The organism is Caloramator fervidus (assembly GCF_900108045.1).
Classification (GTDB): domain Bacteria; phylum Bacillota; class Clostridia; order Clostridiales; family Caloramatoraceae; genus Caloramator; species Caloramator fervidus.
Window position 1 is genome coordinate 1 of sequence record NZ_FNUK01000032.1, and the last position, 13,621, is coordinate 13,621.

Annotated in this window: 12 protein-coding genes; 8 read left to right on the plus strand and 4 right to left on the minus strand. The window is 28.5% G+C overall.

The annotated features are described in order from the left end of the window. A partial coding sequence (locus tag C4R78_RS08805) for a transposase (RefSeq protein ID WP_146057685.1) occupies positions 1-217 on the minus strand: 217 nt, incomplete at its 3' end. A 165-nt stretch (positions 218-382) separates the two neighbouring features. On the opposite strand from C4R78_RS08805, the gene C4R78_RS08810 reads away from it, so the two are divergent. The 5 genes from C4R78_RS08810 to C4R78_RS08830 are packed head-to-tail and all read left to right on the plus strand — an operon-like array spanning position 383 to position 8,083. Further along, on the plus strand, positions 383-1,276 hold the full coding sequence (locus C4R78_RS08810) for a carbohydrate ABC transporter permease (RefSeq protein ID WP_103896684.1): 894 nt from the start codon (positions 383-385) through the stop codon (positions 1,274-1,276). 13 nt (positions 1,277-1,289) lie between these two features. Then, positions 1,290-2,141: a carbohydrate ABC transporter permease gene (locus C4R78_RS08815; protein ID WP_103896685.1), complete on the plus strand. Its 852-nt coding sequence runs from the start codon at positions 1,290-1,292 to the stop codon at positions 2,139-2,141. Positions 2,142-2,160: 19 nt separating this feature from the next. After that, entirely contained in the window at positions 2,161-5,370 is a 3,210-nt protein-coding gene (locus tag C4R78_RS08820; RefSeq protein WP_103896686.1) for a cellobiose phosphorylase, read from the plus strand. Between the two features lie 26 nt (positions 5,371-5,396). Next, positions 5,397-6,725, plus strand: coding sequence for a glycoside hydrolase family 30 protein (locus tag C4R78_RS08825; protein WP_103896687.1), 1,329 nt, complete (start codon positions 5,397-5,399; stop codon positions 6,723-6,725). An 11-nt stretch (positions 6,726-6,736) separates the two neighbouring features. Continuing rightward, positions 6,737-8,083, plus strand: a complete 1,347-nt coding sequence (locus tag C4R78_RS08830) for a GH1 family beta-glucosidase (RefSeq protein WP_103896688.1) — start codon at positions 6,737-6,739, stop codon at positions 8,081-8,083. A gap of 21 nt (positions 8,084-8,104) precedes the next feature. Here C4R78_RS08830 and C4R78_RS08835 read toward each other — a convergent pair whose 3' ends face one another. Then, entirely contained in the window at positions 8,105-8,473 is a 369-nt protein-coding gene (locus tag C4R78_RS08835; RefSeq protein WP_103896689.1) for a L,D-transpeptidase, read from the minus strand. Positions 8,474-8,779: 306 nt separating this feature from the next. Here C4R78_RS08835 and C4R78_RS08840 point away from each other — a divergent pair, with 306 nt between their 5' ends. Then, positions 8,780-9,967 (plus strand): ROK family transcriptional regulator, encoded by a 1,188-nt coding sequence (locus C4R78_RS08840; protein ID WP_103896690.1) that lies wholly within the window; start codon positions 8,780-8,782, stop codon positions 9,965-9,967. Further along, positions 9,964-10,935, plus strand: coding sequence for an ROK family protein (locus C4R78_RS08845; RefSeq protein WP_103896691.1), 972 nt, complete (start codon positions 9,964-9,966; stop codon positions 10,933-10,935). The genes C4R78_RS08840 and C4R78_RS08845 overlap by 4 nt, the downstream gene beginning before the upstream one ends. A gap of 42 nt (positions 10,936-10,977) precedes the next feature. On the opposite strand, the gene C4R78_RS08850 is transcribed toward C4R78_RS08845, so the two are convergent. After that, entirely contained in the window at positions 10,978-11,865 is an 888-nt protein-coding gene (locus C4R78_RS08850; protein ID WP_103896692.1) for a VCBS repeat-containing protein, read from the minus strand. A gap of 163 nt (positions 11,866-12,028) precedes the next feature. Here C4R78_RS08850 and C4R78_RS08855 point away from each other — a divergent pair, with 163 nt between their 5' ends. Further along, a complete protein-coding gene (locus C4R78_RS08855) occupies positions 12,029-13,279 on the plus strand; it encodes an ABC transporter substrate-binding protein (RefSeq protein WP_159945875.1) in 1,251 nt (416 codons plus the stop codon). A 24-nt stretch (positions 13,280-13,303) separates the two neighbouring features. On the opposite strand, the gene C4R78_RS08860 is transcribed toward C4R78_RS08855, so the two are convergent. After that, a partial coding sequence (locus C4R78_RS08860; RefSeq protein WP_242971216.1) for a transposase occupies positions 13,304-13,621 on the minus strand: 318 nt, incomplete at its 5' end.

Below are 13,621 nucleotides of genomic sequence, written 5' to 3' on the forward strand. Positions count from 1 at the left end.
ACATATATTGAATTAAAACTATTTTAATTAATACAACAGGATCTATGCTTGGTCTCCCATTATTTAAGCAATACATGTCCTTTACAAGATCATATATGAAATCAAAATTGATAGCTTTTTCTATTTTTCTAACTAAATGATCTTCTGGAACCAATTGGTCAACAGAGATAAATTCAACTTGTTCTCTACGAATTTTATCTTTGTTGATTGTTAGCATACTTATCCTCCTTTATTACTTCGTATATTATTATATTTCGACATAAAAAAAGAGAATCCTTTTTTTGTGATGGATTCTCTTTTTAAAATTATACTTTGTCAACAATCTGAGGTGAACTTAAGTTCACCTATTATACTCTAAATTTATAAAGAAAGGGGACATTTTATGAATTCTAAAAGTAAATATGGTTATTTATTTATCTCTCCTTTTTTTATAGTTTTTAGTATATTTGGTATCTATCCTATAATTCTTTCTCTTTATATGAGTTTTACTGATTATAAAGGTATTGGTTCGCCTTTTAAAGCAAATTGGGTAGGATTACAACAATACATAAGACTTATACATGATAAATATTTTTTACAAGCTTTTATAAATACATGGAAAATTTGGGGAGTAAATATAATACTACAATTGACACTGGCTTTAATATTAGCAGTAATATTTTCTGATATTACATTAAGAATAAGAGGTCTAAGTTTATTTCGTGCTATCTTTTATTTACCTAATTTAATGACAGTTTCATCTGTTGCATTATTGTTTTTATATATTTTAGATTGGCATCATGGGGCTCTTAATTCACTTTTACTTAAATATGGCATTATTTCAAAACCTATTAATTGGCTTGGTCAGCCTGCTACTGCACAATTGTCTGTGTCATTAATACAAACATGGCTATGGTTTGGACATACATTTATTATTATTTTTGCCGGTATTCAAGGTATTTCAAAAGATTATTTTGAAGCAGCAATGATAGACGGAGCAAGTAGAATGCAAATATTTTTTAAAATAACTTTACCGTTATTAAAACCCATAATGCTTTATGTAGTTATTACATCTTTAATTGGAGGCTTACAACTATTTGAGATACCATTTTTAATATCTCAAAATGGACTTGGAGGACCAGAAGGTTCTTTAGTAACAATGGTGCTATACTTATATAATCATGCTTTTAAATATCATAATTTTGGATATGCAGCAGCTGTGGCGTATGGTTTATTTTTAATAATATTAGCATTTTCGTTTATCGTTTTTAAAAGTATGTTTAAAGAAGAATTTTAAGGGGGTGTAATTTTTGAATACAAAGAATTTTGTTAGAGGAATTATATATATTTTTTTGATTTTATTAGCATTAATATGTTTAATACCTTTTGTTATGATGATAATAAATGCTACCCGTTCAAATACTGAAATAGTAAAAGGATTTACATTGATACCTGGAAAGAGTTTAGTAGAAAATTATAAAAACATGATGTATCACATGAATGTTAGCGATGGCATTTTTAAAGGTATTTGGTTAGGATATAAGAATAGCTTTATTATTGCAGCATCTGTAACTATATTAAGCTCTTATTTTTCTGCGTTAACAGCTTATGGATTTTATGCGTATGAATTTAAAGGCAAAAAAATATTGTTTATCTTTATTCTAATAATGATGATGATTCCAAATCAATTAGGGCTTCTTGGTTTTTTCGAGTTAAATAAAGCATTAAAAACTTTAGATAGTTATATTCCCCTTATTATACCTTCAATAGCAACACCTTTTACCGTGTTTTTTATGCGTCAATATCTAGTATCTACTATGCATCCTGCTTTAATTGAGGCAGCTAGAATTGATGGAGCTAATGAAATATTTATTTTCCATAAAATAATTTTACCGATTATGATGCCAGCAATTGCAACAATGGCTATTTTTACATTTATTGGAGCATGGAATAACTATTTAATTCCTTTAACTGTAATCTTTTCACCTGAGAAATATCCATTATCTGTATTAATGGGATATCTTAAAGGTGGTAAAGTTGCTGAAAATTTAGGTTCTATGTATTTAGCAATTTCAATGTCAGTTGCTCCAATTATAATAGCGTTTATATTTTTATCTAAATACATTATTAGTAGCATATCAGCAGGTTCAGTAAAAGAGTAGTTTGTAAGGGAGGGTAAAAATGAAGAATTATTATTTTGATGATAAAAATAGATTTGTTATAGAAAATTTTAACAAATTAAAACCTTTTTCAAGTTTTTTACCTGGAATTGCAGGTAAAAAGGGTATTCCAATGTGGATTTTCTATGTTAATAGAGGACAATGTATATCATCGTTTGGAATTAAAAACAAGGATAATCCAATAATGGAATTTTTTCCTGCATATAAGTGCTATCAAAATGTGCAAAGTGTTGGGTTTAGAACTTTTATAAAGTTTTTGGATAAAAACTATATATATGAACCATTTTTAAATCAAATAAATGATAAAGTAATTCAAAAGATGTATATAGAAATGAATGCATTAGAAATAGAAGAGATAAATAACGAAAATGGTTTGCAAATAAATGTTATTTATTATATGCTTCCTCAAGAAAAAATAGCGGCTTTAGTTAGAAAAGTCACTGTCAAGAATATATCTTCTGATAAAAAAAATATTGAAATTTTAGATGGAATGCCGGTATTGTTGCCATATGGAATAAGTGATAGCGGATTAAAACAGGTTGGAAACACTCTTAAAGCATGGATGGCCGTATATAATCTTGAAACTGGAATTCCGATTTTTAGAATGAGATCTTCATCAGAAGATACTGTAAATGTAACTGAGTTTAAAGAAGGGAATTTTTATTTATCTTTTCAAAACATAAAGGGCAGGAAAGATTTAGCAAAGTTAGTAGTGGATTCTGATTTGATATTTGGAATGAATACGTCTCTTAGCTATCCAGATGAATTTTTAAAACATTCTTTAAAAGATATATTAAGTAAAAAACAAGTAACTTCGAATAAAATACCTTGTAGTTTTTCTGCAGTTTATGCAGAACTTGATGCTAAAGAATCTGTAACAATATACTCTATTATAGGTCATGCACCAGAGATTTCTATATTAGATGTTTATAAAGAAAAATTGCTTGATGAAGAATATATCAATAGCAAATATTTGGAAGGAAAATCCATTGTAGATCAAATAACAAATGACGTATATACTAAAACATCTTCTAAATTGTTTGATGAATATTGTAAACAAAGTTATTTAGATAATATTTTAAGAGGGGGATATCCTATTCTTCTAAGTAAAAGAGAAAAGCCAGTTGTTTATTATATATATTCTAGAAAGCATGGAGATTTAGAAAGAGATTATAATTATTTTATATTACAACCCGAGTATTATTCAAGTGGGAATGGAAATTATAGAGATGTAAATCAAAATAGGAGAAATGATATTTTCTTTAAGCCAGAGATATTAAGTTATAACATAAAAACATTTATGAATTTAATCCAAGCAGATGGGTATAATCCTTTGGTTATAAATGGAATTAAATATAGAGTTAAGGCAGATAATTTAAATTTTATAGATGAGTTAGTAGAAAATTCAAGTGTATTAAAAGAATTTTTATCTAATTCATTTACACCGGGTAAGTTATTTGAATTTATAGAGAAAAATAATATTAAATTAAAAGTGTCAGAAGAAGAATTATTAGAAAGAATTATGGAAAATGTTGAAGAGGAAATTGATGCAGTTCATGGTGAAGGATATTGGACAGACCATTGGACATATAACTTAGACTTGATTGAAAGTTATTTAGAAATTTATCCAGATAAAAAGAAGGAGTTATTATTTGATGAATATGATTATACTTATTTTGATAATAGCGTAGTTGTTCTTCCAAGAGAAAAAAGATATATATTATGTAATGGTAAAATAAGACAATATAATTCTACAGCAGAGGATAAAGAAAAGAAAAAACTTATAGAATCTAGAAAGATATATAAAAATCTAATGAGATCTAAAAAAGGTATAGGTAAAATATATAAAACAAATCTTATTGTTAAATTATTAAATCTTGCAGCTATAAAATTTGCAACTATAGATCCTGCGGGTGTAGGAATTGAAATGGAGGCAGGAAAACCAGGTTGGTATGATGCATTAAATGGTTTGCCAGGTCTTTTTGGTTCTTCAGTTGCAGAATCTTATGAGTTAGTAAGACTTTTAAATTTTTTAATTAGTATATTAAAAGAATATCCTAATGAAAAAATTAAAATACCTATAGAAGTAATGAAATTACTTGAGCAAGAAGTAGAATGTATTCAAATGTATAATACATTAAATGATGATAAAGATTATAAATTTTGGTCAATGATGGCAGATTTGCGTGAAAAATATAGGGAAGAAGTTAAATTTGGATTTGAAGGCGAAGAAGTTTTAGTAATTTCAAAAGAAGTAATTGATAAAATTAAAAAGCTTAAAGATAAATTGCAGTTGGCATTGGATAAAGCTCTTTTAGACAATGATGGAATAATGCCTACATACTTTTATTATGATGTTGAAGAGTATGAAATTATTAATAATAAAGATGAAGAAACAGATAAAGATAATCAACAATATGTTAGAGTATTAAAATTTAAGCAAAGCAAAATGCCTTTGTTTTTGGAAGGAATAGTCAGAGGATTTAAAATTTATGACGATAAGGATTTTTTAAGGAACATTTATAAAAAGGTAAAAGATAGTGAATTATTTGATAAAAAATTGAAGATGTATAAGGTTAATGCTTCTTTAAATAACGAGACTATTGAAATTGGAAGGGCAAGAGCTTTTACTCCAGGATGGCTTGAAAATGAATCAATATGGCTTCATATGGAGTATAAATATATGCTTGAATTATTAAAAAGTGGATTGTATAAAGAATATTATGATGATTTTAAGAATGTATTAATACCTTTTATGGATCCAAGAGTATATGGAAGAAGTCCTCTTGAGAATTCATCATTTATTGTAAGCAGTGCTTATATAGATGAGTCTATTCATGGAACGGGATTTGTTGCTAGGCTAAGCGGTGCTTCTGCAGAATTTTTGAATATGTGGAGGATTATGTTTATTGGTAAAAATCCATTTAGAGTGATAAATAATAAATTAATTTTAAGTTTTAATCCTGTTCTACCTGAATGGATGTTTGATAGTGAAAATAAAGTTAGTTTTAATTTTTTAGGAAGATGTACAGTCACATATTACAATCCATATAGAAAAAATACCTATGATATAGATTTTAATAATCAAAAAATTATAATCTATTTGCCTGATAACACTAATGTAAAGATATTAGGAAATGTAATTGAAGAGGAGTATGCTAAATTAATTAGAGAAGGCAAAGTAAATAAAATAGATATTTACTTAGAATAAGCCTAAATATGGAGGTAAAATTAAATATGAACTTAAAAGTTTACCTGACGGCAAGAGATACTACAGATAGGTTAAGTTTTAAAGGTTTTAAATCTTTACAATTAAACAAAGCATGCGATAAGGCAATAGAAGTTTTTGAAGATAAGACTTATCAGGTTATTGAAGGTTTTGGAGGAGCTTTTACTGAGGCGGCATCATATAATTTTTATAAATTAACAGAAAAACGTAGAAAGGAGATTTTAAAGGCTTATTTTGATGTAGATGAGGGACATGGTTACAATCTTTGTAGGACACATATAAATAGTTGTGATTTTTCATTAGGAAACTATACTTATGTGAAAGAGTATGATGTTGAGCTTAAAAGTTTTAATATAGAAAGAGAAAAAAGATATGTTATTCCGTTTATTAAAGAAGCAAAGGCAATTTCAAAAGAAGATATAAGAATTTTTTCTTCTCCTTGGAGTCCACCTGCTTGGATGAAAACTAATGGTCAAATGAACAATGGAGGAAAATTAAAAGATGAATATAAAGGTTTGTGGGCATTATATTATGTAAAATATATTAAAGCAATGAAAGAGGAAGGTATAGATATATGGGGAATTACAGTTCAAAATGAACCTGAGGCTACGCAAGTATGGGATTCGTGTAGGTATACTGCTGAAGAAGAAAGGGATTTTGTAAAAAATTACTTAGGACCTACCTTATATAAAGAAGGTTTAAGTCATATAAATATTATTGTTTGGGATCATAATAGAGATTTGATATACGAAAGAGCAAAAGTCATTTTATCTGATAAAGAGGCTTCAAGATATATTTGGGGAATAGGTTTTCATTGGTATTCAGGAGATCAATTTGAGAATCTTAATAAAACCCATGAGGCATTTCCTGATAAAAAATTATTATTTACAGAAGGATGTCAAGAAGGAGGAGTAAGACTTGGGGATTGGACTGTTGGAGAGCGATATGGTCATAATATAATTGGTGATTTGAATAATTACACAGTAGGTTGGGTTGATTGGAATTTATTATTAGATATAAATGGGGGGCCTAACCATGCTGGTAATTATTGTGATGCACCAATTATAGTTGATATAGATGAAGATAAGGTATATTATCAAAGTTCTTATTATTACATAGGACATTTTAGTAGATTTATTAAAAAAGGAGCTAGAAGAATAGGGTTTATAAATCCCTATGATACTTTAGAGGTAACGGCGTTTAAAAATGTTGATGGCATGATTGCAGTGATAGTTATGAATAAATCTGATGAAGATATTGATTTTAAACTTAAAGTAAAGAATGGAGTAGCAGAAATTAAGAGTTTGAAGCATTCAATAATGACATTATTGGTTTAAGAGGTGATTTTATGGTGAAATATAAATTTCCTGATGATTTTATCTGGGGAGTTGCAACATCAGCTTATCAAATAGAAGGTGCTTATAATAAAGATGGAAAGGGAGAAAATATATGGGATAGGTTTACTTCTATCCCTGGCAATATATATAAAAATCATAATGGTAATGTAGCATGCGATCATTATCATCTTTATCAAAGTGATATTAATATATTAAAAGAACTTGGCATAAAAAATTATAGATTTTCTATATCATGGGCCAGAATATTTCCAGATGGATATGGGAAAGTAAATCAAAAAGGTATAGAATATTATAGAAGATTAATTAATGCTTTATTAGATAAAGGAATACAGCCAGCAATAACTTTGTATCATTGGGATTTACCTCAAGAGCTTCAAGATATAGGTGGATGGACAAATAAAAAAGTAGTGGATTATTTTGTTGAGTATGCAGAACTTATGTTTAAAGAATTTGGTGATTTAGTTCCTATATGGATTACTCATAATGAGCCATGGGTTGTTTCAATATTAGGACATGCTTGGGGTGTTCATGCTCCTGGAATTAAGGATTATAAAATTGCTTTAAAGGTAGCTCACAACATACTTTTATCTCATGGGAAAGTAGTAAAGTTATATAGAAGTATGAGTTTAAAAGGTAAGATTGGTATAACATTGAACTTATCGAGTATACATTCAGCAACTGATAGTGAAAAGGACTTATTGGCAGCAAAGATATATGATGGATTTATGAATAGATGGTTTTTAGATGCAATATTAAAAGGCAGTTATCCTGAAGATATGAAAAAATTATATAATGAGTTAAACATTCTTCCTCAATTTTCTGATGATGATATGAAAATTATAAATGAAAGAATTGATTTCTTAGGCATAAATTATTATACAAGAAGTGTAGTAAAATATGATGAAAATGCTTATCCTCTTAAAGTGTCAATGCTAGATTTGGATAATCCTAAAACTGACATGGGATGGGAAATTTATCCTAAAGGATTATATGAATTGCTTATAAATTTACATAAAAACTACGATGGAATTGATATTTTAATTACAGAAAATGGAGCTGCCTTTAATGATATAGTTAACTACAAAGGGAAAGTAGTAGACGATTATAGAATTGATTATTTATATAGGCATTTATTAGAAGCTTATAGAGCAATTTGTGATGGTGTTAACTTAAAAGGGTATTATTTATGGTCATTTTTAGATAATTTTGAATGGGCAGAAGGTTATTCAAAGAGATTTGGTATTGTGTTTGTAGATTATAATACTCAAAAGAGAATAATTAAAGATAGCGCTTATTGGTATAGTGATGTTATTAAAAATAATGGTATTACTGAATGATTGGGGCATTGTAAGTGCCCCTTAAATTATAATAACAGGAGTTCCTATAGGGACAATGCTACTTAATTCAATAATATCTTTATTTAGCATTCTTATACAGCCATTGGATATATTTTTTCCAATGGAAGAGGGATTGTTTGTTCCGTGTATTCCTATTCCTTTTATGTTTAATCCAAGCCATCTTGCACCAAAAGGACCTCCAGGATTTATAACTTTATTTATTATTTTAAAGTGGCCTTTTGGTGTAGGAGTTGAAGGTTTACCAACAGCTACTTTGTATTTTTTTATAGGAATTCCGTTTTTGTATAATGTTAGTGTATGGGTTTTAGTGTTTACAATAATAGAAAAATAGGAATTTTTTAAAGTTTGACGTATAATCCATGTATTCATGTATTTTCACTTATATATTGATACATTATAATATATTCAAGTATAATTTATATAGACACTAAGTGTCGAAAAAAGCAGATAAAAATTTTTTATTTAATATGAATAAATTTATTATAAGTGGAGAAATTAATAAATGAAAGCTCAAGAAAAACACTTGAGCTTAATAAAAAAGCAGTTTCCATAAACAGAACCCCCCATCCCCCTTAGGGCCTTAGGGCCCGCTTTTTTTTAGCAATACTTAGTTTATTAATTAAATAAACATTGAATATTTTTAAAAATCTGATATAATTAAGTAGGGGGACAAGTATGAGGAAAAATGTGATTCCGGGAAGTTTTCAGCTTATGAAAAAAATAAATACAGGTCTTGTTTTTGATGCAATACGTTTATATGCTCCAATATCAAGGGCTGAAATAGCAAAGCTTTTGAATTTGACTCCTGCTACTGTTACTAATATTACTGCAGAGCTTTTAAAAAGAAATATAATTATGGAAAGTGATTTTGGAAAATCTAATGGAGGAAGAAGGCCTGTCTTGTTAAAAATAAATCCAAATTCTTACTACATAATTTCCGTTTATATAGGCCCTACTAAGGTTAGGGTTGCAACAATTAACATGGAATCTGAAATAATGTGTTCAAAGCAAGAAAGTTTATATTCTAACATAAGTTTTGAAAAAGCAAAAGAAATAATAGTGACATTAATTAGGGAAGTTATTGATAGCTGTATAGTTGAAAAAAACAAAATTCTTGGAATTGGAGTTGCTATTCATGGAATTGTTAATTTTGAAAAGGGAATAGTTGTCTTTTCTCCTAATTTTGGATGGAAAAATATAGGTTTAAGAGATGTATTAGAAAAAGAATTTGATATTCCTGTATTTATAGACAGAGATGTAAGGGCAATGGCTATGGCTGAAAACTGGTATGGTGAAGGAAGAGAGTTTGATGATTTTATATGCATTAAAGTAGGTTATGGTATAGGAGCAGCTTTTATTAAAGATAAACAACAAATAAGAGGAGTTTCAGATGGATTAGGGGAGTTTGGACATATTAAAATAAAGGTTGATGATTTAAAATGTATCTGCGGAAATTATGGTTGTTTAGAAAATTATGCTTCAGAAAGAGCAGTAATTAGGTTTGCTAGAGAAAATGGTTATGAAGATGAATTTGATATAGAAAAAATTAATTTAGAGGCGTTAAATGGTAATAAAGTAATTGTTGAAGCTTTGAAAAAAGCCGGATATTATTTAGGATTAGGAGTGGCTAACTTAATAAATATTTTTAACCCAGGGCTTATTATAGTAGGTGGAGATTTAGTTGACATAAATATTTATTTTGAATCTTTAATAGAATCTGCAAGAGAAAATTCTCTAGAGGACTTATTTGAGCATGTGAAAATAAAAAGGGCTAAAACAGGAAAAGATTCTATTATTAAAGGGGCAGGCCTTTTGGTTTTAGATAGTTTATTTGATAGCATAGAAGGGGAGGTTATTGTATGAAAAGTTATGTTATAGGTATAGATGTAGGGGGGACAAATATAGTAACTGCAGTAGCAGATTTAAAAGGCAATGTTATTAATAAGACTAAGATTCCAACTGAAGCTAAAAATGGTTATAAAAATACAATAGTTAGGATAAAGGAACAAGTTGAGAAAGTTTTAGAGTTGTCTGGTGTAACTTTAAGTGATGTTGCTGGAATTGGAATAGGTGTTCCAGGTCTTATTGATGTTGAAAAGGGGATGTGTTATTTTTCAGGGAACCTAGGTGATGAGTGGCAAAATGTTAATATAAAAGAAGATTTAAAAAAGTTTTTTGATCTACCTATATTCTTAGACAATGATGTGAATGTTGCAGCTCTTGGGGAAAAGTATTTTGGAGCAGCAAAAAATTGTAAAGATTTTATTTACATAACAATAGGGACAGGTATAGGTTCAGCAATTGTTTGTGATGGAAAACTAATTAGAGGGCATAGATTTTGTGCTGGAGAATTTGGACATTTAACGGTTGATAGAAATGGGCCAAGGTGTACTTGTGGTAACATAGGATGTATTGAAGCTATAGCATCAGCACCAGCTATTGCAAGAAGAATAAAAGAAAAAATAAATTCAGGAAGAAAATCTATAATGGTTGATTTGGCTGGTGGAATAGATAATATAACAGCAAAGACGTTATCTGAAGCATTTGATAAGGGGGATGAACTTGCAATTGAAATTATGAAAGAAACAGGGGAGTGGCTTGGTATTGCAATTGCAGGCTATATTAATATAATAAATCCTGAGCTTTTTATAATTGGTGGAGGAGTTTCAAGAGCAGGTGAAAGATTGTTAAAATATATTCGTGAAGAAGTTAATAAAAGAGCTATGAAGGTTCAAAAGGAAAGTTGTAGGATTATTACAGCTCAGCAACTTGATGAAGCAGGTATGATGGGAGCTATTGCTGCAATATTAGGATATTTAAATTTAATATAAAATATAAGGCACACTAAACATTAAGTTTAGGTGCCTTTTAGTTTACTTAATTTTAATTATAGAAAGTATTTTATATTGAGGATTTCTGCTATCATATTTAGTAAGGCCTAAAGTAACTTTGTATATAGAGTTCTCATTACCTATAGGTGTTTCTTCAAGGGTTCTAATTAAATAAGTGCATTGAGTAGGAACATCATATTTATCATACCTAATTTCAGATATGGTTCCATCTAAAAATTTTCCTTTTGAAATTATATCTAAATGTTTTTGATTTATATTTGCAGCCTCAACTTCTTGTGTTTCAATATATCCTAGAAGGGAATTTATAGAATTTTTTCCTAAGTTCATAGAAGTAGGCATAATATAAGGAATGGGTCCTGTAGAATTGAAGGTAAGATAATTAAACCTTATATCATCTTTTGTTTTATTTCCAATTACTAACACAGGCTCAAAATCTTTTGTATTTATAAGTCCAAATATTGAATACCTACCTGAAAGTAGTTTTGCTATTTGTTGGTCTTTAAGTTTATACACATGTAGTATAGGCCCTTTAGAGTCGGATGCTTGTAGAATTATTTCAAGATTTTTATCTTTGTCTATATCTACAAAGTTTATATTCATAGGCCAATTTTTATTAAAAAAACCTAGAGTTTTTATTGTTGTATCTGGTTCAAGACCAAGAGTTTTTTTTTCATCTAATCTAACAGAAACGTTATATTCTCCTGTTTTTTCATTTGTAGTGACTAAGATACAGTCTGTTTTTCCATTATTGTTTAAGTCAGTGTAATAAGTATTTGGTTGATTAAAGGTGTTTATAGTTTGTTTTGTTTTCATAAATATCAAAACAATAGCAGCTAATATTATTGCAGCCAATATGATTAATCCCCAAATGATTTGTTGTTTTTTAACTACGTATATTTTTAATTTCATCTAACTCACCTCCATTAAATTTATATGTTTTATATTTACAAAATATTTGTGGAAAAATAAAAATGGAGGTGTAAAAATTAAAATTAACTAACGTTGATAAAAAAAATAATTTTTAATATAATCAAGTTGTATTATGTTAAAAATTAAGGGAAGTGGTGGTTTTATGAAAAAGGTTGTTAGTATTTTATTGATGTTTATTCTTTTGTTAAATTTTTCATCGTGTCAGAAAATTGGTTCTAAAGAAAAAGAACAAAAAAAATTAAAAATAGCTATTATGTATCCAGAAGAAAGTATAGGCGGAATATATAAAGAGATTGTAAAAAAATATGAAGCAAACAATCCTGATGTAAAAGTTGAGCTTATTTTAGATTTTTCTGATGAAACAAAAATAAAAGAAGCATTAACTAAAGAAGGTGAATATGATATTATAGCCTTAAAAAGAAATCAATTAATTGAATATGCTAAAACAGGCTTAATTCAAGATATAACTGATTTTGTTGATAGAAATGGTCTAAGAGATAAGTTATATCCTATTAATATATCCTATGGTACATTTAATGGAAAAGTATATGGCATAGGGGATTTGCCTATTACATATGAATGGTTTTATAATAAATCATTGTTTAATAAATATGGTATTAAAGAACCTACTTCATTAAAGGAGTTTATTGATATATCTAAAAAATTTAAAAATGTAGGTATAATTCCAATTAGTGTTGGAGCTATGGATAGGTGGACTTTAGTTTTGTTATTTGGAAATATAACTTGTCAAACTACAGGAATACAATCCTTTACAGATAATTTAGGGTCTGATAAAAAGGCGTTTGAAAATATAGAGGGAATAGATGAGGCTTTTAATATATTTGAAAAAATTACAAAAACATCAATAGATAAAAACTGTGTTGATATTAATTTTATGCAATCAGTAGATGACTTTATTAAAGGCAAGGCTGCAATTCTACCTTCTATATCTATAACAAAGCAATTGATAGATTCTAAAAAAACAGCCGGATTTGAATATGGGGTATTTGAATATCCTATTATCTTTAAAGATAATCCAATTTCAAAGCTTAGTGCTAGTGGAGGCCAGATTTTAGCTTTATCTTCCAAAACTTCAAATAGAGAAGCAGCAGAGAAATTTTTAAGCTTTTTATTTAGTGAGCAGGCACAAAAGCTTTTTGTGGAAAAAGGTTATATATCTGCTTTAAAGTTTGTTAATCAACCCGATACAATAATAGATAGAACAATAATTTCCCATATTGAAATGACGGATGATAACTCAGGAATGCTTATTGATAATGTTGATTTAAAAATGGCTGATGCGATAGGAATTGTTCTTTCTGATATTATAGAAGGAAGAGTAAAGGCTAAAGAAGCATGGGAGAGGGTTTTAAAAATATCTTTTCAACAATAAAAGGGAGATTTTTATAATCTCCCTTCAGACCGTCGACAAACCCCACTTTTCAAAAAACGAAAAGTGGGGTTTGAGTATTTTTACAAGCATTTTTGATAAATATTTTATAAATACAAAGAAATTTTTGCCCTTTCCAGGGCCGTTTTGTCCCTTCTTCCACATCCAATTTGCCATCTTCTTTAAGTTAAAGCAAGCACAAACAAGCATCGCTTGCATGGACACTTTTTCTATCCCTCTTAGTGTTGTCCATCGCAAACCATGCTTCTCCTTCAAGTCAGCAAATACCCTCTCTATGGTTTTGCTTCTATCTTTATATAGTTCTTTGCATTCGTATGTATGTCT